Here is a 22,394-nt window from a genome sequence, read left to right on the forward strand (position 1 = left end):
CATGCACGCACGCCGACACATCCTGGCGCTGGCCGCCTCCTGCACCGCCCTCGCCGCTTCGCTGGCGCCGGCCGCCACGCAGGCCCAGGACAACTGGCCCAGCAAGCCGATCACCATGGTGGTGCCCTACCCGCCCGGCGGCACCAGCGACGTGGTGGGCCGCCAGCTCGCCCAGCGCCTGCGCGAGGAGTTGGGCCAGGTGGTGGTGGTCGACAACAAGGCCGGCGCCGCCACCGCCATCGGCGCGACGCTGGTGGCCCGCGCGCCGAAGGACGGCTACACCGTGCTGCTGTCGGCCGGCACCACCTTCACCGTCAACCCGCACCTGAACGACAAGCTGCAGTACAAGCTGGAAGACTTCGAGCCGGTGGCGCCGGTGTGCACCGTGCCCTTCGCCTTCGTGGTGAAGAAGGACTTCCCGGCCAGGACGCTGAAGGAGTACGCGGCCTATGCCAAGGCCAACCCCGGCAAGATCAACAACGCGACCAACGGCCAGGGCAGCATGGTGCACCTGCTGGGCGAGCTGATCGCCACCGGGCTGGACGCCAAGATGACCCAGGTGCACTACAAGGGCGCCGCCCCCGCCACCATGGACATGATCGGCGGCGTGATCGACTCCAACGTGGAGGCGCTGACCAACGCGGTGCCCAACGTCAACGCCGGCCAGTACCGTGCGCTGGCGGTGCTGAGTGCCGAGCGCCAGCCGCTGATGCCCGACGTGCCCACCTTCCGCGAGCTGGGCTACCCCGACGTGGTGGGCGAGACCTGGTATGCCGTGTTCGTGCCGGTGGGTACGCCCCAGCCGGTGGTCGACAAGCTGGCCGCCGCGGTGCGCAAGATCACCGCCTCGCCCAGCTTCGCCGAGGCCATGCGCAAGATCGGCAACGAGCCGCAGACCGGCAGCCCGGCCGACCTGCGCAAGACCACGCTGGCGCAGAGCCAGCAGTGGGGAGCGCTGATCAAGCGGCTGAACATCAAGGCGGAGTGAGGGGCGCGGCGATTCAACGCAGCAGCTGGGCGCCCGGCAGTTGGGCGGCCGCCGCGTCGAAGGTCATGAAGGGCTGCCGCTGCAGCAGCCCGGCCTTGGCGGCCAGCATGCAGTCGGTGAACCCGGCCTTCGATTCCTTCCAGCGGAACAAGGCCTCTTCCAGCGCAGCCTCGTCCTCGAGCTGCAGGCCATCGGTTTCGAGCAGTTGGGTGAAGGCGCTGACGATGGCGTGTTTGTCGAGCTTGTAGCGACTGCGCAGCACCCACTCCGTCTCCAGCACCACGCCGAAGAGCAGCATCACCGGCACGCCGCGTTCTTCAGCCGTGGCCATCAGGCGGCTGGCGACAGCGGATTGGACCGGGTCGTCCTGCACCAGCCACCGCACCAACACGTTGGTGTCGATGGCGATGCCGGCGTTCACCGGCTCAGGTCCTTGAGCGGCACCGAGGGTTGGCCCGGCCGCGTGAGGATGCCGGCCAGTTCGCTGAGCTTGCGGTGCTTGACCCGCATCACCACCGTGCCGTCGCTGAGCTGCGAAAAGCTCAGCTTGGCACCGGCCTCCAGCCCGAGGCTGGCCCGCAGCTCCTTGGGCAGCGTGACTTGGCCCTTGGACGTGAGCGTGGCTTCCGAGGTCATGGTGTGCTCCTTACGTTTTCTACAATCGTAAGGACTGGAGTCGGCACTGTCAAGTCGGCAGGTACCCCTGCGCCCGCATCGCCTGCAGATGCGCCAGCACGCAGTCATCCGTCGCGATGCAGGCGGCGAAGCCCGCCTGCCGCAGCTTGATCGTCGACACCAGCGGCGGCACCGGGAACGGGCGGCGGGAGGCGAAGGTGGCTTCGGCGTATTGCCATGACAGGCCGATCAACGTGTCCAGCTCGGGCACCTTCAGCCCTTCGCGCTCGGCGATGCGGCGCCACAAGCCGGCCAGCGGGGGCATCTCCGTGGCCAGCCGCACATCCTCCGGCTCGCCCAGCGGCATGTCGAAGAACTCGGCGAGCCGCGGCCACAGGCGGGCCCACAGGATGATGTCGCCGTTGGCGATGTTGAACACCTCGCCGTGGGCCTGCGCCGCGCCCCAGCTCCATTCGATGGCCTCGGCGATCAGCCGGGCGTCGGTGCATTCGGTCAGCAAGTGCGGATGGCCGACGGGGGCCAGGGGCAGGCCCTGTTCCTTGCGCAGCAGCGCGTAGGCGCCCAGCGCGGCCACCGGGTTCATCGCGCTGCCCACCGCCACGCCCAGCACGATCTGCGGGCGCCAGCCGGTCCACTGGAAGCCCTGTTGCTGCGCCCGCGCTTCCAGCAGGTCCTGCTGGTCGAAGTAGAAATTTCGGTGGTCGCGCAGCGCATCGGTCTCGCGGGCAGGCACCGGCATCGGCCGGCCGGTGTGCACGCCGTAGGCCTTGGTGCCCTGCATCAGCGTCACATGCTGCAGCGGCGCGCCTTGCAGTGCGTCGAGCAGGTGGGCGAGCATCGTGGTGTTGAGGTCGGCATTGCCGGCGCTGCGCCAGCCCTGCACCAGGTCGGGCTGCTCGTTCAGCGCGGCGTACACCACATGGGTGACGTCCTGGTGCGCCGCCAGCGCTTCACGCGTGCCCGCGGCGTCGCGCAGGTCGGCCGACAGCCAGGCGGCCTCGGGCGCAAAGTCGGGCCGGCGGCGGGCCAGGCCCAGCACCTGCACACCGGGCTGCGCCGCGAAGCGCTCCAGCGCCGCGCGGCCGACTACGCCCAGCGCACCCACCACCAGGATCTTCTTCACTGCGGCCATCTCAGCGCCCCGTCAGCAGCACGGCCTTGCCCTGCACCTTGCGCTGCAGCAGGTCGTTGAGCGCATCGGCTGCCCTCTCCAGCGGATAGGTGGCCGAGACATGCGGCTTCAGCTTGCCCTCGCCGATCCACTGCATCAACTCGGCCAGGTTGGCCGCGTTGCGCTGCGGCTCGTTGCGGGTGAAGGCGCCCCAGAACACACCCACGATGGCGCAGCCCTTGAGCAGCGGCAGGTTCAGCGGCAGGCTGGGAATGCGCCCCGCCGCGAAGCCCACCACCAGGAAGCGGCCGTTCCAGGCCATGCCGCGCAATGCGGGCTCGCTGTAGTCGCCGCCCACCGGGTCGTAGACCACGTCCACGCCGCGGCCGTCGGTCAGCTGCTTGATGCGTTCGCGCAGGTCTTCGCGGCTGTAGTCGATGGTGTCGGTGGCGCCGTGGGCGCGGCACAGCGCGAGCTTGTCTTCGCTCGATGCTGCGGCGATCACCCGCGCGCCCATGGCCTTGCCCAGTTCCACCGCCGCCAGGCCGACGCCGCCGGCTGCGCCCAGCACCAGCAGGGTTTCGCCGGGCTGCAGCTTCGCGCGGTCCTTCAGCGCATGGTGCGAGGTGCCGTAGGTCAGCGTGAAAGCCGCCGCCACCGGGAAGTCCATCCCGTCGGGCATCGGGATCAGCCGGCCGGCCTCGGCCACCACCTCTTCCGCATAACCGCCCCAGGTGGTGGCGGCGATCACACGGTCGCCCACCGCGAAGCCCTGCACGCCTTCGCCCAGCGCCAGCACGGTGCCGGCCACCTCGCCGCCGGGCGAGAACGGCAGCTCGGGCTTGAACTGGTACTTGCCCTGGATGATCAGCGTGTCGGGGAAATTCACGCCGCAGGCCTTCACGCCCACCAGCACCTGGCCGGGTCCGGGCTGCGGCGTCGGCCGCTCCTCCACCACCAGCGATTCGGGCGGGCCCCAGGCCTTGCACAACACGGCTCTCATGGTTGATCTCCTGCAGCTTGTTGTTCGATCACGCCTTGCGCTTGCAGGGCGGCGATGTCGTCATCTTCCAGGTCCAGCAACTCGCGCAGCACCTCGGCGGTGTGCTCCCCCAGCAGCGGCGGACCCTTGCGGTGCACCACCGGCGTGGCCGAGAACTGCAGCGGGTTGCCGATGATGGGCATGCTGCCCGCCAGCGTGTGCGGCACCTGCTGCAGCAGGCCGCGGTGCTGGATCTGCGGGTCGGCCAGCACCTGGTCGAAGCGGTTGATCGGCCCCGCCGGTACGTTGGCCGCACGCAGCCGCGCCATCCAGTGGTCGACGGTGTTGCCACGCAGGATGTCGGCGATCACCGGCACCAGGCTGTCGCGGTGGGCCACGCGCAGCGGCGTGTCGGCATAACGCGGGTCGGTGGCCAGCTCGGGCCGGCCGATCACAGCGGTGCACAGCTGCTGGAACTGCCGATCGTTGCCGACGGCAATCATCACCTGGCCGTCCGCGCAGTCAAAGTCCTGGTACGGACAGGTGAGCTGCGAGCGGATGCCCACGCGCTGCGGCATCACGCCCGCCACCACATAGCTCATCGCCATCGACGACATCGCGGCCACCTGCGCATCCAGCATCGCCAGGTCGATGTACTGGCCTTCGCCCGACACGGTGTCGCGGTGGTGCAGCGCGGCCAGGATGCCGATGCAGGCATAGAAGCCCGCCGTGGTGTCGGAAATGGGGTAGCCGGTGCGCTGCGGCCCGGCACCGGGCTGCCCGTCGGGCACGCCGGTCAGGCTCATCAGGCCGCTCATCGCCTGGAACACCAGGTCGTAGCCGGGCAGCGCGCTGTAGGGCCCGGTCTGGCCGAAGCCGCTGATCGAGCAATACACCAGCCGTGGGTTGATCGCACGCAGCGAGGCTTCGTCTAGACCATAACGCTTGAGGTCGCCGGCCTTGAAGTTCTCCACCACCACGTCGGCCGTCTCGGCCAGCCGGCGGATCAACTGCTGGCCGTCGGGCGTGGCCATGTCGATGGCGATCGAGCGCTTGTTGCGGTTGAGCGCCAGAAACACGCTGCGGTCGCTGGTGGGCCGGCCGTCGCGGTCGTTGAGCGGCGCGCCCTGGTGGCGCACGTCGTCGCCGGCGCCTGGGCGCTCGACCTTGATCACGTCGGCGCCGAAGTCGGCCAGCATCTGCGTGGCCCAGGGTCCGGAGAGGATGCGGCTCAGGTCGAGCACGCGGATGTTGCCGAGCAATGCGGTCATTCGGTGAACTCCACGAAACCGTTGTTCATCACCACCACGCCACGTGCCGGCACGCTAGCGCGGAAGGCGGCGCGACCGGGGCCGATGCGCCACAGCTCGAGCTGCACCGCCTCGCCCGGGTACACCGGCGACGAGAAACGGCCGCCCATGGCCTGCAGCCCCTCAGGCCGGCCGCCACACAGGCGCTTGACCAGGCCATGGCCCACCACGCCGAAGGTGGCCAGGCCGTGCAGGATGGGCCGCGGAAAGCCGGCCGCGCGCGCGGTGGCCGGGTCGCTGTGCAGCGGGTTGTAGTCGCCCGACAGCCGGTACACCAGCGCCGATTGCGCAGAGGTGGGCAGCGTGACGGCGTCGTCGGCCGGCCGCTCGGGCACGGCCTGCGGGCCGGTGGCTTCGACGGGCGGGGGATGGGCCCCCGCACCGCCGAAGCCACCATCGCCGCGGCAGAACACCGTCTGCCGCACCGTGGCCAGCAGCTCGCCACGGTCCACATCGACGATCTCGCGTTCGACGTAGATCAACGCACCCTTGTCGGCGCCCTTGTCCACCAGGCCCACGATGCGGCTGGTGCCGCGCACCGTGGCTTCGGCCGGCAGCGGGCGGTGGATGCGCAGTGCATGCTCGCCATGCACCGTCTTCACCCAGTCCAGCCCGAAGCGCGGCTCGCGCATCCAGAAGCCGGGATAGCCCATCACGTTGGCCATCGTGGGCTGCACCTTCAGCCGCGTCTCGTCGACGAAGGCGAGGTCGGCCTCGTCCATCGGGTCGAGACCCACGCCCAGCCCCAGCGCATAAAGGATGCAGTCGCGCCAGCCGATGCGCTGCTCGATCACCGGCAGCGGCTCGGCCAGCAGGCGTCGTGGATCGATCATCTAGAGCACCTCCGCCGTGCCGAGGATGGCCGTGGCCTGGCTGGACAGCACGCCGCCGTTGGCATGGGCCAGGGCCAGCTGCACGCCGGGCACCTGGCGCGCGCCGCATTCGCCGCGCAGCTGCTGCACCGCCTCGATCACGGTGAACAGGCCATACATGCCCGGGTGGTTGCACGACAGCCCGCCGCCATTGGTGTTGACCGGCAGCGCACCGCCCGGCGAGATGGCACCGGCCTGCACCATGGCGCCGGCCTCGCCCTTGGCGCAGAAGCCCAGGTCTTCCAGGAACAGCAGCGTGTTGATGGTGAAGGCGTCGTACAGCATCACATGCTGGATGTCCTTGGCGCCCACGCCGGCCATCGCATAGGCCCGCTGGCCGGACTGCACCGCGCCGGTGGTGGTGAGGTCCGGCATGGCCGAGATCTGCCGGTGCGTGACGGCCACGCCGGTGCCCAGCAGGTAGGCCGGCCGCTGGGGCAGGTCGCGCGCACGGTCGGCGCGGGTGATCACCAGCGCCGCGCCGCCGTCGGTCACCAGGCAGCAGTCGGCCTTGCTCAGCGGGTCGCTCACCATGCGGGAGGCCAGCACCTGCTGCAGCGTGAGCGGCTCCTGCATGAAGGCATCGGGATTCAGCCGCGCCCAGTCGCGCGCCGCCACCGCCACGGCCGCCAACTGCTCGCGCGTGGTGCCGTATTCGTGCATGTGGCGGGCCGCGGCCAGCGCATAGCTGCTGATCGGGTAGCGCGGCTTGTACGGGTTCTCGTAGGGCTGCGGGTCGGGCATCGAGGCCAGCTTGCCGCCAGCCGTGAGCTGGTTGGAGCCGTAGCACACCAGCGCCACGTCGCACAGTCCATGCGCCAGCGCCGACATCGCCGACTGCAGGTGGAACAGGAAGCTGGCGCCGCCCACCATCGTGCCTTCGGCATGGCGCACCTGCAGGCCCAGCCGCTCGGCCACGTTGAGCACTGGCAGGCCGGAGGTGGACATCGCGCAGAACAGGCCGTCCACGTCCTTCAGTCCCAGGCCGCAGTCCTCCAGCGCCAGCACTGCGGCTTCCTGCAACTGGTCGAAGGGCGAGCGGTCAGGTGCGTTCCAGCGGCGGGTGTTGCCAATGCCGACGATGGCGGCCGCGCCGCGCAAGGCATGCGCCGTCATGCCGCGGCTCCTTCGTCGGCGATGAACACCACGTGCGGCTCCGCACCCTGGCCCGCGATGTGCGGCCGCACCCGCAGGCCGATGGTCACCTCGGGCCGCGTGCTGCCATCGGCACCATCCACGCGGCTCATCATCCGTGCGCCGCCGGGCAGCTCGACGATCACCACGTTGTAGTCGCCGGCGCGGTCGCGCACCGTGGTGGCGGCGTAGACCTCGGCCTCGGCCGGGCCGGCGCGCCAGGCCAGCCGCGGGCTGCCGCACACCCGGCACACCAGCGCGGGTGGAAAGCGCGTGGCTGCGCAGTCCTCGCAGTGCTGCAGCACGAAGCGCCCCTCTTCCAGCGCCTGGCGGTATTGCGCATCGGGGCCGGGCCCGTCGAATCGCGTGTCGGTGGCCATGCGCGTCACTTACCTTGCCACACCGGCTTGCGCTTCTCGGCAAACGCGGCCGAGCCTTCGCGCGCATCGGCCGAGCTGAAGATGTGCTCGGTCATCGCGGCCTGGCGGGTCCACAGCTCGTCGGCCGGCCAGTCCTGCGATTCGACGATCACCCGCTTGCTGGCGGCCACCGACAGCGGCCCGTTGCCGGCGATGGTCTGCGCCAGCTTGCGTGCTTCGGCCAGCGCCTGGCCCGGTGCGCTGAGGCGGTTGACCAGCCCGTAGGCATGGGCGCGTGCGGCCGGGAACATGTCGCCGGTGAGCGCCAGTTCCATCGCGATGCGGTAGGGCAACTGGCGCGGCAAGCGCACCAACCCGCCGGCGGTGGCGGCCAGGCCCCGCTTGACCTCGGGCACGCCGAACTGCGCGTTGTCGGCCGCCACCACCAGGTCGCAGGCCAGCACCAGCTCGAAGCCGCCGGCCAGCGCGTAGCCTTCGACCGCGGCGATCAGCGGCTTCTTCGGCGGCTGCATCGTCAGCCCGCCGAAGCCGCGCCCGGGGATGCTGGGCCGCTCGCCGCGCAGGAAGCCCTTCAGATCCATGCCGGCGCAGAAGCTGCCGCCGGCGCCGGTGAGGATGCCCAGCCGCAGGCTGTCGTCGGCGTCCAGCCGGTCGAGTGCCTCGGCGATCAGGCGGGCCGCGGCCAGCGTCATTGCATTGCGCGCCTCGGGGCGGTTGAGGGTGATGGTGAGGATGCCGTCCTCGGCATCGACGAGCACTTCGGCCGTGGTCATGCGGTGTCCTTCTTCTTCAACGGGGGGCCATGCGCAGCGCACCATCGAGCCGGATGGTTTCGCCGTTGAGCATCGGGTTGCTGACGATGTGCATCGCCAGGCGGGCGTATTCGTCGGGCGTGCCCAGCCGCGCCGGGTGCGGCACCGAGGCGCTGAGCGTCTTGCGCGCATCGGCCGATACCCGCGCCAGCATCGGCGTGTCGAAGATGCCCGGCGCGATCGTGCACACGCGGATGCCCTTGCTGGCCAGGTCGCGTGCGGCCACGATGGTCATGCCCACCACGCCGGCCTTGGACGAGGCATAACCGATCTGCCCGATCTGCCCTTCATAGGCCGCGACCGAGGCGGTGAGCACGCACACGCCGCGCTCGCCTTCATCCGTCAGCTCGTTGCGGGCCATGCGGCTGGCCGCCATGCGCACGGTGTTGAAGGTGCCGATCAGGTTGATGCGCACGATGTCGACATAGGTCTCCAGCGAGCCGGGGTTGCCCTCCTTGTCGAGCAGCCGCACCGGGCCGCCGCGGCCGGCGCAGTGCACCAGCACGCGGAACTCGCCCAGCGATGCGGCCAGGTCGCAGGCGGCGGCCATGTCGGCTTCGCTGGTGACGTCGGCCGGGGCGAAGCGCACGCCCTCGCCCAGCTCGCGCGCCACGCTCTCGCCGGCCGATTGCGGCAGGTCGGCGATGACCACGCGAGCGCCCTCGCCCACCAGCCGGCGCGCGGCCGCCAGGCCCAGGCCCGACGCACCGCCGGTCACCAGAGCCGTGATTCCTTGAGTCTTCATTCGAGGCATCTCCGTTGCACTTGAGGTTGCGGACGATCGTACATACCGATAAGTATTTCCGCAAACGGCAAAGCATCCGGTTGCAGCCTTGGTGAGGCAACTCCATGGGTAAACACTGACGATCTACGGGTCTGACCCGCGTTGACCATGCGACATACGTACTGGTATGTTCCGGTCCATGCAGAAGGGACAACGCATGAACCGGAACCGCCGCAAGCTGGGCCTGGCCGCCTTGGGCGCCACCGCGCTGGCCTGGGCCTCGGCCGGCGCTGCATGGGCACAGGCCGCCGGCCCGATCAAGGTCGGCGTGATCCTTCCGCTGTCGGGCGGTGCCGGGCCGCAGGGCCAGCATGTCACCCAGGCCATCCAGGCGATGGCCGCCTTGATCAACGAGGACGGCGGCGTGCTGGGCCGGCCGCTGGAGATCGTGGCGCGCGACGACGAATCGACGCCGGCCGTGGGCGTGTCACGCGCCACCGAACTGGTGGGCCAGGGCGTGGCGGTCATCCTCGAGGGCTGGAACAGCCCGGTGGCGCTGGCGATGCAGCCGGTGATCCATCGCGCGGGCGTGCTCGACATCACCCTGTTCGCCAGTGCCGACGCGATGTTGTCGGGCGAAGGCAATCCGCTGGCCATGCGGCTGAATGCCAGCAACACGCAAGGCGGTGCCGCGGTGGCCCAGGTGATCGCAGGCCGCCTCAAGGCCAGGCGTGTGGCCTTTCTCACCGAGAACGATGCCTACGGCAACGGCACGCAGGCCTCGATCGAGGCCGAGCTGAAGCGCCTGGGCCATGCCTATGAAAAGGTGGCCGAGGAGAAGTTTCCGTTCACGCAGGCCGACTTCCGCGTGGCGCTGACCAACGTGCGCGCGGCCAACCCCGAGGTGACGGTGGCCATCAACGCCAACGAAGGCCTGGGCATGCCGGCCATCCTGCGGCAGTTCAAGCAGGGCCGCGTGCCAGGCCAGCTGCTGGCCGCGCTGGGCACGGTGGCGCCCAGCGTGATCTCGGTGGCGGGCGACGCAGCCAACGGCGCGATGGGCGTGGACATCTACTTCCCGGATGTCGAGCCCTTTGCCTCCAACCCGGTGAACAAGCGCTTCGTGGCCAAGGTGCAGGCGCTGCACGGCAACACGCCGGACAAGTTCATGGCCGTGGGCGCCGCGGCGCTGCAGATGTGGGCGATGGCCGCCAGCGAACTGAAGACGCTGGAGCGCGAGCCGGTCGCCCGGCGCATCCGCGGCGGCAGCTTCCAGGGCACGGTGTTCGGCGACGTGAGCTTCGCGCCCGATGGCCAGCTGCAGTCGCGCACCCACGTGTTCCAGGTCCGCGACGGCCGCATCGTCGTACAGAAGTAGACAAGCAGGAGACCACCGCATGAAGCTGATCCGCACGCTCCTCACCACCGCCGCCCTGGGCCTGGCCCTGGCCGGCACCGCGCCCACGCAGGCCCAGCCTGCCGGCGGCGCGCCCGTCAAGGTCGGCACCATCTTTCCGCTGTCGGGCGGCGCCGGGCCGCAGGGCCAGCATGTCACCCAGGCCATCCAGGCCATGGCCGCGGTGATCAACGAGAGCGGCGGCGTGATGGGCCGCAAGATCGAGATCGTCTCGCGCGACGACGAATCGACGCCGGCGGTGGGCATCTCGCGCGCCACCGAGCTGGCCAGCGCCGGCGTGTCGGTGGTGATCGAGGGCTGGAACAGCCCGGTCACGCTGGCGATGCAGCCGGTGCTGGCGCGAGCCGGCATCCTCGACATCACCGCCATCAGCAAGGCCGACCCCATCCTGTCGGGCGAGGGCAATCCGCTGGCGGTGCGGCTGAACAGCTCCAACAGCCAGGACGGCGCGGTGATCGCCAACTACATCGCCAACGTGGCCAAGGCCAAGCGCGTGGCCTTCCTCACCGAGAACGATGCCTATGGCAATGGTGCGCAGGCCTCCATCGAGGCCGAGCTGAAGAAGCTGAACCACGCCTACGAGAAGGTGGCCGAGGAGAAGTTTCCCTTCGCGCAGGCCGACTTCCGCGTGGCGATGACCAACGTGCGCGCGGCCAACCCGGACCTGACGGTGGCCATCAATGCCAACGAGGGCCTGGGCATGCCGGCCATCATCCGCCAGGCCCGCCAGAGCCGGCTGCCCGGCGCGCTGGTGGCCGCGGTGGGCACGGTGGCGCCCAGCGTGCTCGAGGTGGCCGGCGATGCGGCCAACGGCCTGATCGGCGCCGACATCTACTTCCCCGCGGTGGAGCCCTTTGCCTCCAACCCGGCCAACCAGCGCTTCGTGGCCAAGACGCAGGAGATGTTCAAGTACACGCCCGACAAGTTCATGGCGCTGGGCGCCACCGCGCTGCAGGTGTGGGCCATGGCCGCCAACGAGCTGAAGACGCTGGAGCGCGAGGCCATCGCCAAGCGCATCCGCGGCGGCAGCTTCAAGGGCACGGTGATGGGCGACGTCACCTTCGAGCCGAACGGTCAGCTCAGCTCCCAGCACTACCTGTTCACGGTGCAGGGCGGCAAGATGGTGGTGCAGAAGTGAGCATGCCTTCCACCACGGCCCTGGCCGTGGAAGGCCTGGGCGTGCGCTACGGCGCGCTGGTGGCGCTGGACGGCGTGAGCTGGTCGGTGGCGCCGGGCGAGCTGCTCGGCATCATCGGCCCCAACGGCGCCGGCAAAAGCAGCTGCTACGACGCGGTGACGGCGATGGTGCGCCGCGTCGGCCGGGTGACGCTGGGCGGTCAGGACGTGACCGCCGTGCCGCCCTATGGCCTGGCCGCGCTGGGACTGAAGCGCGCCTTCCAGCAGAACGCCTTCTTCGACGACCTGAGCGTGCGCGACAACCTGGTGGCCGTGCTGGGCCAGCGCGCCCATGCCGGCCTGGCGGGCAGCGTGTTCAACCCGGTCGGGGCGGCGCGCCGCCGGCATGCCGCGGCCGACTTCGCCACCCGGCAGTTGGTGCGCTTCGGCGTGCCGGAGGCCTATCACGCGATGAGCCCGAAGGAGATTCCCTACGGCGTGCAGCGCATGCTGTCGATCGCGCTCGCCTATGGCGACGGCGCGGCCGTGCTGCTGCTGGACGAGCCGGCTGCCGGCCTGGGCGGCGAGGACATGGCGCAGCTGGTGAAGCTGCTGGGCGAGCTCAAGCGCGAGGGCGTGGCGCTGGTCGTGATCGAGCACCACATGGAGCTGATCATGGCCGTGGCCGACCGCATCTGCGTGCTCGACCTCGGCCGCCAACTGGCCTACGGCACGCCGGCCGAGGTGCGCAACGACCCTCGCGTGCTGGAAGCCTACCTGGGCGCCGCCACGCCGCGGGCCGAAGAGGTGGCGGCATGAACGGCCCGCTGCTGGAGGTGAAGCGTTTGCAGGTGGCCTATGCCGGCAACCAGGCGCTCGACGTGGCGGGCCTGCGGGTGCAGCGCGGCGAGGTGGTGGGCGTGGTCGGCGCCAACGGCGCGGGCAAGTCGACGCTGGTGAACGCGCTGGCCGGCTGGTCGCGCGGCGAGCCGACGGTGGGCGGCGAGGTGTCGCTGGCCGGCCGCCGCATCGACGGCTGGGCGCCGCACGAGCGCATCCGCGCCGGGCTGGCGCTGGTGCCCGAGGGCCGGCTGGTGTTCAGCCGCATGACGGTGGAGGACAACCTGTCCACCGCCTTCGCGCCGGTGGCGGCCGAAGGGCGGCGCATCTACAGCCGCGACGAGATCTACATGCTGTTCCCGCGGCTGAAGGAACGCCGTGGCCACCTCGGGTCGCAGCTGTCGGGCGGCGAGCGGCAGATGCTGGGCATCGGCCGTGCGCTGATGATGGGCCCGCAGCTGCTGCTGCTGGACGAGCCCTCCATCGGCCTGGCGCCGCAGCTGGTGGCGCAGGTGCTGCAGACCCTGCGCACCCTGGCCGCCGCCGGCCTGACCATCCTGCTGGTGGAGCAGAACGTGCGCGCCGCCATCGAGGTGGTGGACCGCCTGGTGCTGCTGGAACGCGGCCGCGTGGTGCTGGAAGGCCCCGCCGCCACGATGGGCAGCGACCCGCGCATCGCGCAGGCCTACCTGGGGGCGCACGCATGAACCTCTCGCAACAAGTCATCAACGGCCTGGTGCTGGGCCATGCCTATGCGCTGGTGGCCATCGGCTGGACGCTGCTGCTGGGCGTGGCGCGGCTGGTCAACTTCGGCCACGGCCAGATGTACATGCTGGGCGCCTTCGTCACCTGGTGGGCGGTGGCCAAGGCCGGCGTGCCCTACCTGCTGGCGGTGCCCGTGGCCATGGTCATCGGCGCGCTGTTCGGGCTGCTGATGCAGCGGGTGATGCTCAAGGCCACCTTCGAGCAGAACCTGGTGTCGATCATGATCATGACGCTGGGCTTCGGCCATGTGCTGCACGGCGCGGCGGCGCTCATCTTCGGCTCCACCGGGCAGATCCTGGACACGCCGCTGTCGCGCCGCGAGATCAACTTCGGCGAGCTGTGGCTCACCTGGCAGGACGCGGCCATCGTCATCGCCGCCATCGTGGTGTTCATCGGCCTGAAGTGGCTGCTGGACGGCACCCGCATCGGCCGCCTGGTGCACATGGTGGCCGAGGACCCCAAGCTGGCGCAGCTGGCCGGCGTGAACGTGCGGCGGGTGTACTACGGCGTGTTCGCCTTCGAAGGGGCGGCCGTGGCCTTCGCCGCCGGCATGGTGGCGCCGCGCACGCCCATCCTCACCTCCATGGGCTTCGAGGAAGTGATCATGACCTTCGTGGTGGTGGTGTTCGGCGGCATCGGCAGCGTCAAGGGCAGCTACTTCGCCGGCGTGGCGCTGGGCCTGTTCACCGCGCTGTTCGGTGCGCTGGTGTCACCCGCCTACACCACCGCCGCGGCCTTCCTGGTGCTGATCGCGCTGCTGGTGCTGCGGCCCCGCGGCCTGAGCGCCGGCCCGGCAGGAGCGCACTGATGCAGCACGCACAACACCCGCGCTCCATGGCGCGCACCGTCGGCCTGCCGCTGGCCGCCGCCCTCGTGCTGGCCGCGCCGATGCTGTTCGGCGGCAGTGGCTCGGTCTACAGCGCCGCGGTGCTGATCGCCATCTTCGCGGTGATGGCCTATGGCCTGGACATCGTGGTGTCCGACCTGGGCGAGGTGAGCCTGGCGCACACCGTGTTCTTCGCCTCGGGCAGCTACACCACCGCACTGCTGGCCACGCGCGGCGGCTTCGGTGCCTGGGCCACGCTGGGCGGCACCATCGTGGTGGCACTGCTGCTCGCGCTGCTGATCGGCCTGGTGACGCTGCGGCTGCGCGAGTTCGTGTTCTCGCTGGTCACCTATGCGGTGGCGGTGGTGGCGATGTCGCTGGCGGCCAACTGGCAGTTCCTCGGCGGCTCCGACGGTCTGCGCGGCATCCCGCTGCTGGACCTCTCCTTCGCCGGCCTCACGCTCACTGCGCGCAACGACCGCGAGCTGTGGCCCTATGCCTTTGCGCTGCTGCTGGCCACGGTGTACCTGGTGGACCGCTTCCGCCATTCAAGGCTGGGCGCGGCGGCCATCATGACCCACCTGAATCCGCGGCTGGCCACCATGGGCGGCATCGACCCGGCGCGGGTGCGGCTGCAGGTGTTCCTGCTGTCGGCGCCGATCAGCGCCGCGGCCGGCTGGTTGTATGCCTACCAGCGCGCCTACGTCAGCGCCGACGTGCTGGAGAACTACTTCCTCATCCTGATGCTCACCGCCGTGGTGCTGGTGGGCCGCCGCCAGTTGCTGGGGCCGCTGCTGGCCACCGCGCTGGTGCTGGTGCAGGAGAAGTTCTTCTCGCTGGGCGGCTACGTCGACAAGATCATCCTGGGCACCGTGCTCATCGCCGTGCTCGCCTTCTTCCCGCAGGGCCTGATGGGCCTGGCGCGGCCCCTCAAGCGCCTGTTCGGCCCGCGCCCCGCGGCACCCCGCACGGCCGCCACCCCACCCCCCGTTGGAGAACTCAAGTGAGCGTCATCTGGAAACCCGCCCTCGACGACACCTCGGCGCGCTGGCAAGCGCTGGCCGACCAGCTCGGCCGCGAACGCTTCGCACCGCTGGCCCCCGAGCTGGACCGCGACCAGCGCTACCCCTGGGAAACCATCGAGGCGCTGGTGGAGCACAAGTTCACCGGCCTGTTCCTGCCCAGGCAGTGGGGCGGTGAAGGCGCCAGCCTGGTGGCCACCGTGGCCGCGGTGGAGACGCTGGGCATGCACTGTGCCTCCACCGCCGCCATCATGTGCGCCTATCAGCTGGGCGCCTTCCCCATCCTGCTGGCCGGCACCGATGCGCAGAAGGACTTCTACCTGCGCGAGATGACGCAGGGCCGCGCCACCAGCTTCGCGCTGTCCGAGCGCATCGCCGGCTCCGACGCCGCGGCCATCGAGGCCACCGGCACGCAGGAAGGCGACGGCTGGCGCCTGAAGGGCGAGAAGTACTGGATCGGCAACGGCGGTGCATCGCGCTACTACGTGGTGTTCGTCAAGACCGACCCGGCCGCGGGCGGCCGGGGCATCAGCGCCTTCATGGTCGACAAGGAAGAGCCCGGCGCCGTCATCGACGAGCTGAACGACAAGATGGGCATCCGCGGCACCCAGACCAGCAACCTCAAGGTGGACCTGGTGGTGCCCGAGAGTGCCCGCATCGGCGAGCCCAACCGCGCGCTGCGGCTCGCGCTGCAGACGCTGAACGTCGGCCGCATCATGGTCTCGGCCCAGAGCCTGGGCCTGGCGCTGGCCGCCTACCGCGAGGCTTCGAGCCGCGCCGTGGCCCGCAAGACCTTCGGCCAGCCGATCGGCGAGAACCAGGGCATCGGCTTCAAGCTGGCCGACATGGCCACCGAGATCTCCGCCGCCCGCATGGTGCTGTACGAGGCCGCACGGGCGTATGACCGCGGCGAGGACGTGTCCAACCTGGGCGCGATGGCCAAGCTCTTCACCAGCGAGGTGGCCCACCGGGCGGCCGACAATGCGGTGCAGATCTGGGGTGGGCTGGGGTACTGCAAGCCGACGGTGGCCGAGCGGCTGTACCGCGACCAGCGCATCCTCGAGATCTACGAGGGCTCCTCCGAGATCCAGCGGCTCGTGCTGTCGCGCGCGGTGCGCAAGGAGGCCGAAGAACGGGCCCATTGACCCACGACACCACAGGCGAAGCGAACATGGCGGAACAGGCGCTGCAAAAGGCAACGGGCAACGATTCGCGCGAGGAGATCCTGCGCGCGGCGGCCGAACTCTTCATGGAGTACGGCTTCGCCGCCACCTCCATCGACGCGGTGGCCGAGAAGCTGGGCGCCACCAAGGGCCGCATCTACCACCATTACCGCAGCAAGGCCGACCTGTTCTTCGATGTGCAGGTGGCCGCGATGACCCGGCTGAACGACGAGGTGGAGCCGATCGCCCGCAGCGCCGGCAGCGCGATCGAGCGGTTGTCGGCCATGGCGCTGCGCCACACGCAGATCATCCTGAACGAGCTGCCGATGCAGAAGGTGGCCGTGCAGGGCCTGGAGCGCCACCTGCTGGGCGCCTCGGCCGCCACCAAGCGGCTGCGCTCGGTGGTGAAGATGCGCGACGACTACGAGACCCTGTTCGCCGAGGTGATCGACGCGGGCATCCGCGAAGGCGTGTTCATCGACCTGCCGGCCAAGCTGGCCACCAAGCCCTTCTTCGGGGCGCTGAACTGGGCCACCGTGTGGTTCAGCCAGCGCCGGCTGCAAAGCGCCGAAGCCATCGACGAGATCGCCCATGTGCTCGCCGCCTATGCGCTGCGCGGGCTCCTGAAAGTGCCACCCCATGAAGCAGCACGACAAAGCCCCCTTCTCCGACACGATCTGGGATGAACGAGAGACCTGGTCGCGCGACCGCATCGAAAGCTTCCAGCTCGATGCCTTGCGCCACCAGCTGCAGCGTGTAGGCCAGACCAGCACGCACTACAGGAAGGTGTTCGCCGACCACGGCTTCCAGCCCGGCGACTTCAAGAGCTTTGCCGACCTGCGCAAGCTGCCCTTCACCCGCAAGTCCGACTACGTGGCCGGCCTGGCCGCCGAGCCGCCCTTCGGCAACCTGGCCGCCGTCCAACCCGGCGAGGCGGTGCGGGTGCACTTCAGCTCCGGCACCACCGCGGCACCCGCGCCGGTGCTGTGGACCCAGGCGGACATCGACCGCTGGGCCGACCTCTACGCCCGCTACCTCTACGCCCAGGGCCTGCGCCGCGGCGACGTGTTCCAGTGCATGTTCAATTACGCCTGGTTCGTCGGCGGCCTGGGCGCCACGCTGGCCGCGCAGCACCTGGGCGCGCTGGTGATCCCGGCCTCGTCCGGCGACACCGAACGGCAGATCGACAGCATCTTCCACTACGGCAGCCGCTGCGTGATCGGCACGCCGTCCTTCATGGCGCACATGGCCGAGGCGGCCGAGAAGCTGGGCCGCGACCTCACCACCTCGCAGGTGAAGATGGTGTGCGTGGGCGGCGAGCCCGGCGCCAGCATCCCCGGCACGCGCGAGCGCATCGAGCGGCAATGGGGCGCGAAGATGTTCGACTGCTACGGCGCGCTGGAATGCCAGCCCATCGGCTGGGACACCGCACTGCAGCTCGGCCCCACGCTGGCCGAGGACTTCATCTACGTCGAGATCCTGCACCCCGACACCCAGGAGCCGGTGGCCGACGGCGAACGCGGCGTGCTGGTGCTGACCCACCTCGACAAGCAGGCCTGCCCGCTGGTGCGCTGGTGGACCGGCGACATGGTGGTGCGCGACAGCGGCACCGCGCCCGACGGCCGCACCCATGCGCGGCTGAAGGGCGGCGTGCTGGGCCGCGCCGACGACATGATGATCATCCGCGGCGTGAACCTGTTTCCCACCGCGGTGGAAGACATCGTGCGGGCCTTCCCCGGCCTGAGCAATGAATACCTGCTGGTGACCGATGCCAGCGTGAAGGACCCGAAGACCGGCTTCCTCACCGGGGTGAAGCTGCGGGTGGAGCCCGCTTCCGGCGAGCCCAGCGCCGACCTGGGCGAACGCCTGTCGCAGCGGCTGCGCGAGAAGCTGCAGGTGCGCTTCCATGTGGAGGTGGTGCCGACCGGCACGCTGCCGCGCACGGTGCACAAGGCCAAGCGCGTCATCCACGAGTAGGCCGCATGCCGCTGCCCCGCACCCTGGCCGGCCGCAAGGTGGTCGACCTGTCGCAGTTCATCGCCGGGCCCACCGCGGCGATGTACCTCGCCGACTTCGGCGCCGAGGTCACCAAGGTGGAATCCGCTGCCGGTGACGGCGCGCGAACGCTGCCGGGCAATGCCTTCGGCAGCTACTACGCCCGCAGCTTTAACACCGGCAAGCAAAGCCGGGTGCTGAACCTGCGCGAGCCGGCGGAGCGCGCGGCCTTCGATGCGCTGCTGCAGGAAGCCGACGCCTTCGTCTGCAACCTGGCACCCGGTTCGCTGCAGGGCCTGGGCTTGGACGGGCCCACGCTGCGGGCGCGGTTTCCACACCTGGTGGTGGTGCTGATCTCCGGCTACGGCCAGCAGGACAGCCGCGTGTGCATGGACACCATCGCGCAATGCGAATCGGGCTTCGCTTTGCTCAACGGCAACGAGGACGGCACGCCGCGCCTGGCCACCGGCTGGCCGGTGGACATGTTCAGCGGCCTGTATGCCGGCTTCGTCTGCGCGATGGCGATGCTGGACCCGGCCCGCGGCGGCTGCCTGATCGACCTGTCGATGATGGAAGCCGCGGTGGCGATGATGGTCGGCCCGATGGTGCTGGCCATGAGCGAAGGCGATGCGCTGGCGCCGCCGATGGGCAACCGCGACCGCGCCTCGGCACCTTCCAGCATCTACCGCTGCGCCGACGGCTTCGTCTACATCCTGGGCGGGCTGGATGCCTACTGGGCGCGGCTGAAGCCGCTGGTGGCGCCCGATGCGGCTGACGCCCCGATTGCCGAACGCATCCACCGCGCCGGCGAGTTCGATGCGCTGGTGGAAGCCTGGACGCTGCCGCAAGCGCGCGAAGACGTGCTGCGCCGCATGCAGGCGCTGCAGATTCCGGCCGGCAACGTGCGCCCGCCGGAAGAAGCGTTGCAGCTCATCCGTGCCATGCGACCGGGCGCCGTGAGCCAGGCGCTGCCCAGCGGCGAGCATGTGCCCGCCGCGCCCGCCCTCTTCGATGGCCGGCGCCTGCCGCGCAGCGCCACGCCTGCCATCGGCGGCCCACGCCGGCCGCTGCCTGATCTGGATTGAAGGAACCGAGCATGACCGACATCCCGACCGACTTCCACGTGCTGCGCCCCGGCCTGCATGCCGGCCGCAGCGCCTTCATCACCGGCGCCGGCTCCGGCATCGGCCGCGGCATCGCGCTGCGGCTGCTGGGCCTGGGCATGGACGTGTTCGGCACCGGCCGCCGGCCCGAGGCGCTGGCCGAGACGGCCGATCTGGCCGCCGGCCTGCCCGGCACCTTCCGCCATGCGCCGTGCAACGTGCGCGAGACCGAGGCCATCGAGGCGCTGGTGCGCCAGGTGGGCGAGGCGCACGGCATCGACCTGCTGGTCAACAACGCGGGCGGCCAGTTCTTCGCGCCGGCCACCGGCATCAGCCGCCGCGGCTGGGATGCGGTGATCGACGTCAACCTGTCGGCCATCTTCGTCGTCACCAAGGCGGCCTATCCGTACCTGAAGGCGCGGCAGGGTGCGGTGGTCAACATCTCGCTGTCGGGTGTGGACCGCGGCTCAATGGGCATCGCCCATTCCATCGCCGCGCGGGCCGGCGTGCTGGGCCTGATGCGCACGCTGGCGCTGGAATGGGCTTGCGACCGCATCTCGCTCAACTGCATCGGCCCCGGCGCGGTGATCACCGAAGGGCTGGCCGGCGAAGCCGCGCAGGCCATGCTCGACCAACTGGTCAAGGCCACGCCGATGGGCCGGCCCACGCAGGTGGACGAGGTGGCCGAGCTGGTGGCATTTCTCGCGAGCCCGGCGGGCAAGCTGATGACCGGCCAGCTCATCCAGATCGACGGTGCGGCCCACCTGGGCAGCGGCCTGCACATGCTGGCGGCCTGACGCATGGCCGGCGCACTCTCCCATCTCAAGGTGCTGGACCTGTCCCGCGTGCTGGCCGGCCCCTGGGCGGCCCAGCTGCTGGCCGACCTGGGCGCGGAAGTCATCAAGGTGGAACGCCCCGGCGTGGGCGACGACACCCGCAGCTGGGGCCCGCCCTTCCTGCAGGACAGCCAGGGCCAGCCCACCCGCGACGCGGCCTACTACCTGTGCACCAACCGCAACAAGCAGTCGGTGACCATCGACATCACCCAGCCCGAAGGCCAGCAGCTGGTGCGTGCGCTGGTGGCGCAGGCCGACGTGCTGATCGAGAACTACAAGCTCGGCGGCCTGGCGCAGTACGGGCTGGACTACGCCTCGCTGAAAGCCGAGTTCCCCAGGCTGGTGTACTGCTCGATCACCGGCTTCGGCCAGACCGGGCCCTATGCGCCGCGCGCGGGTTACGACTTCCTGGTGCAGGCCATGGGCGGCCTGATGAGCGTGACCGGCCGCGCCGATGCCGAGGAAGGCGCCGGCCCGCTGAAGGTGGGCGTGGCGGTGACCGACATCCTCACCGGCCTGTATGCCGCCAACGCCATCCAGGCCGCGCTGGCGCACCGGGACCGCACCGGCGAAGGCCAGCACATCGACCTGGCCCTGCTCGACGTGCAGGTGGCCTGCATGGCCAACCAGGCGATGAACTACCTGTACGGCGGCACGCCACCGCGCCGGCTTGGCAACGGCCATCCGAACGTGGTGCCGTACCAGGACTTTCCGACCGCCGATGGCGACGTGATCATCGCGGTGGGCAACGATGCGCAGTTCGCGCGGCTGGCCGGCGTGCTGGGGCGGACCGAGTGGGCGAAGGACGAACGTTTTGCCACCAACCTGGCCCGGGTCGCGAACCGGGTGGAGCTGGTGCGGCTGCTGCGCGAGCTGACGCTCGAGCGAAGCACCGCCGACTGGGTGGCCGCGCTGGAGGCCGCCGAGGTGCCCTGCGGCCCGATCAACAACATGGCCCAGGTGTTCGCCGACCCGCAGGTGCAACAGCGGGGCATGAAGGTCGAGGTGACGCATGCCACCGCCGGCCCTATTCCCTTGGTGGCCAACCCGATCAAGCTCTCGGCCACGCCGGTGGACTACCGGCAGGCGCCGCCCACGCTGGGGCAGCACACCACGCAGGTGTTGCAGCACACGCTGGGCCTGGAGCCCGCTCGCATCGACGCGCTGCGTGCGCAAAAAGTCATCTGAAGAGCCCCGACCATGATGTTCGACAACCTGGGCCTCACCGCCCTGCCCGCCGAGGACGAAGCGCTGCGCGCGCCGGTGCGGGCCTTTCTTGAAGAAGCCACCGCCGGCATGCCGCCCGAGCGCCGCGCACGCTCGTGGAGCGGCTTCGACGCCGCCTTCAGCCGCGCACTGGGCGAGCGCGGCTGGATCGGCCTGACGCTGCCGAAGGAACACGGCGGCGCCGGCCGCAGCCTGTTCGCGCGCTTCGTGCTGGTGGAAGAACTGCTGCGCGCCGGCGCACCGGTGGCCGCGCACTGGATCGCCGACCGGCAAAGCGCTCCGCACATCCTGAAGTTCGGCACGCCCGCGCAGGCCGCCTTCTACCTGCCGCGCATCTGCCGCGGCGAGGCCTTCTTCTGCATCGGCATGAGCGAGCCGGGCAGCGGCTCGGACCTGGCCAGCGTGCGCACCCGCGCCACCCGCACCGCCAGCGGCTGGCGGCTCGATGGCCAGAAGATCTGGACCACCAATGCCCATCACTCGCACTACATGATCGCGCTGGTGCGCACCTCGGGCGATGCCGGCAGCCGGCACCAGGGCCTTTCACAGGTGATCGTGGACCTGAAGCTGCCGGGCATCACCATCCGCCCGATCACCGACCTGACCGGCGATGCGCACTTCTGCGAGGTGTTCTTCGACGGCGTGGAACTGGCCGAAGACGCGCTCATCGGCAACGAGGGCGACGGCTGGATGCAGGTGACCTCGGAGCTGGCCTACGAACGATCGGGCCCGGAGCGCATCTACTCCAGCGTGGTGCTGCTGGACGAGTGGCTGAAGCACCTGCGCACGCAGCCCACGCCGTCGCAGCGCTCGATGGCGCTGGCCGGCCGGGTGCTGTCGGCCATGACGGTGCTGCGCGGGCTGTCGGTCTCGGTCAACGGCCTGCTGGCGCAGGGCCACAGCCCGGTGATCGAGGCTGCGCTGGTGAAGGACGCCGGCACCACGCTGGAACAGCTGCTGCCCGAGGCCATCGCCGACGTGCTGGGCGACGAGCCCGACGCGGTGCTGCCCGACGGCCTGCTGCGCACGCTGGCCTACGTGGCCCAGATCGCACCCACTTATTCACTGCGCGGCGGCACGCGCGAGGTGCTGCGCGGCATGATCGCCCGCGGCCTCGGCCTGCGCTGAAGCGCCT

Annotated in this window: 24 protein-coding genes; 14 read left to right on the plus strand and 10 right to left on the minus strand. The window is 70.3% G+C overall.

Features of this window, described 5'->3' with window-relative positions; genetic code table 11:
- Position 1 precedes the first annotated feature (1 nt).
- The gene (locus tag LRS14_RS21835) at positions 2-988 is read left to right on the plus strand and encodes a tripartite tricarboxylate transporter substrate binding protein (RefSeq protein ID WP_257801087.1); all 987 of its coding nucleotides are present in this window, start codon (positions 2-4) and stop codon (positions 986-988) included.
- Positions 989-1,001: 13 nt separating this feature from the next.
- On the opposite strand, the gene LRS14_RS21840 is transcribed toward LRS14_RS21835, so the two are convergent.
- From LRS14_RS21840 to LRS14_RS21885, 10 genes are read right to left on the minus strand one after another with little or no spacing between them, the layout of a single operon-like run.
- Positions 1,002-1,409 carry a PIN domain-containing protein gene (locus tag LRS14_RS21840; protein ID WP_257801088.1) on the minus strand — a complete coding sequence of 136 codons (408 nt, stop codon included), beginning with the start codon at positions 1,407-1,409 and terminating at the stop codon, positions 1,002-1,004.
- Entirely contained in the window at positions 1,406-1,624 is a 219-nt protein-coding gene (locus tag LRS14_RS21845) for an AbrB/MazE/SpoVT family DNA-binding domain-containing protein (RefSeq protein WP_046112469.1), read from the minus strand. Before LRS14_RS21845 ends, LRS14_RS21840 begins: the two co-directional genes overlap by 4 nt.
- Positions 1,625-1,673: 49 nt before the next feature.
- Positions 1,674-2,756 (minus strand): SDR family oxidoreductase, encoded by a 1,083-nt coding sequence (locus tag LRS14_RS21850; protein WP_257801089.1) that lies wholly within the window; start codon positions 2,754-2,756, stop codon positions 1,674-1,676.
- Between the two features lies 1 nt (position 2,757).
- Positions 2,758-3,738 carry an NADPH:quinone oxidoreductase family protein gene (locus LRS14_RS21855; protein ID WP_257801090.1) on the minus strand — a complete coding sequence of 327 codons (981 nt, stop codon included), beginning with the start codon at positions 3,736-3,738 and terminating at the stop codon, positions 2,758-2,760.
- A complete protein-coding gene (locus LRS14_RS21860; RefSeq protein WP_257801091.1) occupies positions 3,735-4,988 on the minus strand; it encodes a CaiB/BaiF CoA-transferase family protein in 1,254 nt (417 codons plus the stop codon). The genes LRS14_RS21855 and LRS14_RS21860 overlap by 4 nt, the downstream gene beginning before the upstream one ends.
- Positions 4,985-5,860 carry a MaoC/PaaZ C-terminal domain-containing protein gene (locus LRS14_RS21865; protein ID WP_257801092.1) on the minus strand — a complete coding sequence of 292 codons (876 nt, stop codon included), beginning with the start codon at positions 5,858-5,860 and terminating at the stop codon, positions 4,985-4,987. Before LRS14_RS21865 ends, LRS14_RS21860 begins: the two co-directional genes overlap by 4 nt.
- Positions 5,861-7,015 (minus strand): thiolase, encoded by a 1,155-nt coding sequence (locus LRS14_RS21870; RefSeq protein ID WP_257801093.1) that lies wholly within the window; start codon positions 7,013-7,015, stop codon positions 5,861-5,863.
- Entirely contained in the window at positions 7,012-7,413 is a 402-nt protein-coding gene (locus LRS14_RS21875; protein ID WP_257801094.1) for a Zn-ribbon domain-containing OB-fold protein, read from the minus strand. The genes LRS14_RS21870 and LRS14_RS21875 overlap by 4 nt, the downstream gene beginning before the upstream one ends.
- 5 nt (positions 7,414-7,418) lie before the next feature.
- The gene (locus LRS14_RS21880) at positions 7,419-8,186 is read right to left on the minus strand and encodes a crotonase/enoyl-CoA hydratase family protein (protein ID WP_257801095.1); all 768 of its coding nucleotides are present in this window, start codon (positions 8,184-8,186) and stop codon (positions 7,419-7,421) included.
- A 16-nt stretch (positions 8,187-8,202) separates the two neighbouring features.
- On the minus strand, positions 8,203-8,970 hold the full coding sequence (locus LRS14_RS21885) for an SDR family NAD(P)-dependent oxidoreductase (protein WP_257801096.1): 768 nt from the start codon (positions 8,968-8,970) through the stop codon (positions 8,203-8,205).
- 196 nt (positions 8,971-9,166) lie between these two features.
- Between LRS14_RS21885 and LRS14_RS21890 the strand changes: the two genes are divergently transcribed.
- Genes LRS14_RS21890 through LRS14_RS21950 form a run of 13 tightly spaced genes read left to right on the plus strand, consistent with a single transcriptional unit; the run spans position 9,167 to position 22,387 of the window.
- The gene (locus tag LRS14_RS21890; RefSeq protein WP_257801097.1) at positions 9,167-10,327 is read left to right on the plus strand and encodes an ABC transporter substrate-binding protein; all 1,161 of its coding nucleotides are present in this window, start codon (positions 9,167-9,169) and stop codon (positions 10,325-10,327) included.
- A 19-nt stretch (positions 10,328-10,346) separates the two neighbouring features.
- Positions 10,347-11,504: an ABC transporter substrate-binding protein gene (locus LRS14_RS21895; RefSeq protein WP_257801098.1), complete on the plus strand. Its 1,158-nt coding sequence runs from the start codon at positions 10,347-10,349 to the stop codon at positions 11,502-11,504.
- A 2-nt stretch (positions 11,505-11,506) separates the two neighbouring features.
- A complete protein-coding gene (locus LRS14_RS21900; protein ID WP_257801099.1) occupies positions 11,507-12,301 on the plus strand; it encodes an ABC transporter ATP-binding protein in 795 nt (264 codons plus the stop codon).
- The gene (locus LRS14_RS21905) at positions 12,298-13,029 is read left to right on the plus strand and encodes an ABC transporter ATP-binding protein (protein WP_257801100.1); all 732 of its coding nucleotides are present in this window, start codon (positions 12,298-12,300) and stop codon (positions 13,027-13,029) included. Before LRS14_RS21900 ends, LRS14_RS21905 begins: the two co-directional genes overlap by 4 nt.
- Positions 13,026-13,895, plus strand: a complete 870-nt coding sequence (locus LRS14_RS21910; RefSeq protein WP_046112480.1) for a branched-chain amino acid ABC transporter permease — start codon at positions 13,026-13,028, stop codon at positions 13,893-13,895. Before LRS14_RS21905 ends, LRS14_RS21910 begins: the two co-directional genes overlap by 4 nt.
- The gene (locus tag LRS14_RS21915) at positions 13,895-14,920 is read left to right on the plus strand and encodes a branched-chain amino acid ABC transporter permease (RefSeq protein ID WP_257801101.1); all 1,026 of its coding nucleotides are present in this window, start codon (positions 13,895-13,897) and stop codon (positions 14,918-14,920) included. The genes LRS14_RS21910 and LRS14_RS21915 overlap by 1 nt, the downstream gene beginning before the upstream one ends.
- On the plus strand, positions 14,917-16,080 hold the full coding sequence (locus tag LRS14_RS21920; protein ID WP_257801102.1) for an acyl-CoA dehydrogenase family protein: 1,164 nt from the start codon (positions 14,917-14,919) through the stop codon (positions 16,078-16,080). The genes LRS14_RS21915 and LRS14_RS21920 overlap by 4 nt, the downstream gene beginning before the upstream one ends.
- Before the next feature lie 26 nt (positions 16,081-16,106).
- A complete protein-coding gene (locus LRS14_RS21925; protein WP_257801103.1) occupies positions 16,107-16,784 on the plus strand; it encodes a TetR/AcrR family transcriptional regulator in 678 nt (225 codons plus the stop codon).
- Entirely contained in the window at positions 16,738-18,075 is a 1,338-nt protein-coding gene (locus tag LRS14_RS21930; RefSeq protein WP_257801104.1) for a phenylacetate--CoA ligase family protein, read from the plus strand. Before LRS14_RS21925 ends, LRS14_RS21930 begins: the two co-directional genes overlap by 47 nt.
- Before the next feature lie 5 nt (positions 18,076-18,080).
- Positions 18,081-19,178 carry a CoA transferase gene (locus LRS14_RS21935; protein WP_257801105.1) on the plus strand — a complete coding sequence of 366 codons (1,098 nt, stop codon included), beginning with the start codon at positions 18,081-18,083 and terminating at the stop codon, positions 19,176-19,178.
- 11 nt (positions 19,179-19,189) lie between these two features.
- Positions 19,190-19,993 (plus strand): SDR family NAD(P)-dependent oxidoreductase, encoded by an 804-nt coding sequence (locus tag LRS14_RS21940; RefSeq protein WP_257801106.1) that lies wholly within the window; start codon positions 19,190-19,192, stop codon positions 19,991-19,993.
- A gap of 3 nt (positions 19,994-19,996) precedes the next feature.
- Entirely contained in the window at positions 19,997-21,220 is a 1,224-nt protein-coding gene (locus LRS14_RS21945) for a CaiB/BaiF CoA-transferase family protein (RefSeq protein WP_257801107.1), read from the plus strand.
- Positions 21,221-21,235: 15 nt separating this feature from the next.
- Positions 21,236-22,387, plus strand: a complete 1,152-nt coding sequence (locus tag LRS14_RS21950) for an acyl-CoA dehydrogenase family protein (protein WP_257802198.1) — start codon at positions 21,236-21,238, stop codon at positions 22,385-22,387.
- Positions 22,388-22,394 lie beyond the last annotated feature (7 nt).

The sequence above is a fragment of the Aquincola sp. J276 genome (assembly GCF_024700035.1).
GTDB lineage: Bacteria > Pseudomonadota > Gammaproteobacteria > Burkholderiales > Burkholderiaceae_C > Aquincola > Aquincola tertiaricarbonis.

Excerpts from the sequence above, each read along its gene's own strand:
- LRS14_RS21835 (WP_257801087.1), top strand. The coding sequence starts at position 2 with ATGCACGCACGCCGACACATCCTGGCGCTGGCCGCCTCCTGCACCGCC.
- LRS14_RS21845 (WP_046112469.1), bottom strand. The coding sequence starts at position 1,624 with ATGACCTCGGAAGCCACGCTCACGTCCAAGGGCCAAGTCACGCTGCCC.
- LRS14_RS21850 (WP_257801089.1), bottom strand. The coding sequence starts at position 2,756 with ATGGCCGCAGTGAAGAAGATCCTGGTGGTGGGTGCGCTGGGCGTAGTC.
- LRS14_RS21855 (WP_257801090.1), bottom strand. The coding sequence starts at position 3,738 with ATGAGAGCCGTGTTGTGCAAGGCCTGGGGCCCGCCCGAATCGCTGGTG.
- LRS14_RS21860 (WP_257801091.1), bottom strand. The coding sequence starts at position 4,988 with ATGACCGCATTGCTCGGCAACATCCGCGTGCTCGACCTGAGCCGCATC.
- LRS14_RS21865 (WP_257801092.1), bottom strand. The coding sequence starts at position 5,860 with ATGATCGATCCACGACGCCTGCTGGCCGAGCCGCTGCCGGTGATCGAG.
- LRS14_RS21870 (WP_257801093.1), bottom strand. The coding sequence starts at position 7,015 with ATGACGGCGCATGCCTTGCGCGGCGCGGCCGCCATCGTCGGCATTGGC.
- LRS14_RS21875 (WP_257801094.1), bottom strand. The coding sequence starts at position 7,413 with ATGGCCACCGACACGCGATTCGACGGGCCCGGCCCCGATGCGCAATAC.
- LRS14_RS21880 (WP_257801095.1), bottom strand. The coding sequence starts at position 8,186 with ATGACCACGGCCGAAGTGCTCGTCGATGCCGAGGACGGCATCCTCACC.
- LRS14_RS21885 (WP_257801096.1), bottom strand. The coding sequence starts at position 8,970 with ATGAAGACTCAAGGAATCACGGCTCTGGTGACCGGCGGTGCGTCGGGC.
- LRS14_RS21890 (WP_257801097.1), top strand. The coding sequence starts at position 9,167 with ATGAACCGGAACCGCCGCAAGCTGGGCCTGGCCGCCTTGGGCGCCACC.
- LRS14_RS21895 (WP_257801098.1), top strand. The coding sequence starts at position 10,347 with ATGAAGCTGATCCGCACGCTCCTCACCACCGCCGCCCTGGGCCTGGCC.
- LRS14_RS21900 (WP_257801099.1), top strand. The coding sequence starts at position 11,507 with ATGCCTTCCACCACGGCCCTGGCCGTGGAAGGCCTGGGCGTGCGCTAC.
- LRS14_RS21905 (WP_257801100.1), top strand. The coding sequence starts at position 12,298 with ATGAACGGCCCGCTGCTGGAGGTGAAGCGTTTGCAGGTGGCCTATGCC.
- LRS14_RS21910 (WP_046112480.1), top strand. The coding sequence starts at position 13,026 with ATGAACCTCTCGCAACAAGTCATCAACGGCCTGGTGCTGGGCCATGCC.
- LRS14_RS21915 (WP_257801101.1), top strand. The coding sequence starts at position 13,895 with ATGCAGCACGCACAACACCCGCGCTCCATGGCGCGCACCGTCGGCCTG.
- LRS14_RS21925 (WP_257801103.1), top strand. The coding sequence starts at position 16,107 with ATGGCGGAACAGGCGCTGCAAAAGGCAACGGGCAACGATTCGCGCGAG.
- LRS14_RS21930 (WP_257801104.1), top strand. The coding sequence starts at position 16,738 with ATGAAGCAGCACGACAAAGCCCCCTTCTCCGACACGATCTGGGATGAA.
- LRS14_RS21935 (WP_257801105.1), top strand. The coding sequence starts at position 18,081 with ATGCCGCTGCCCCGCACCCTGGCCGGCCGCAAGGTGGTCGACCTGTCG.
- LRS14_RS21940 (WP_257801106.1), top strand. The coding sequence starts at position 19,190 with ATGACCGACATCCCGACCGACTTCCACGTGCTGCGCCCCGGCCTGCAT.
- LRS14_RS21945 (WP_257801107.1), top strand. The coding sequence starts at position 19,997 with ATGGCCGGCGCACTCTCCCATCTCAAGGTGCTGGACCTGTCCCGCGTG.
- LRS14_RS21950 (WP_257802198.1), top strand. The coding sequence starts at position 21,236 with ATGTTCGACAACCTGGGCCTCACCGCCCTGCCCGCCGAGGACGAAGCG.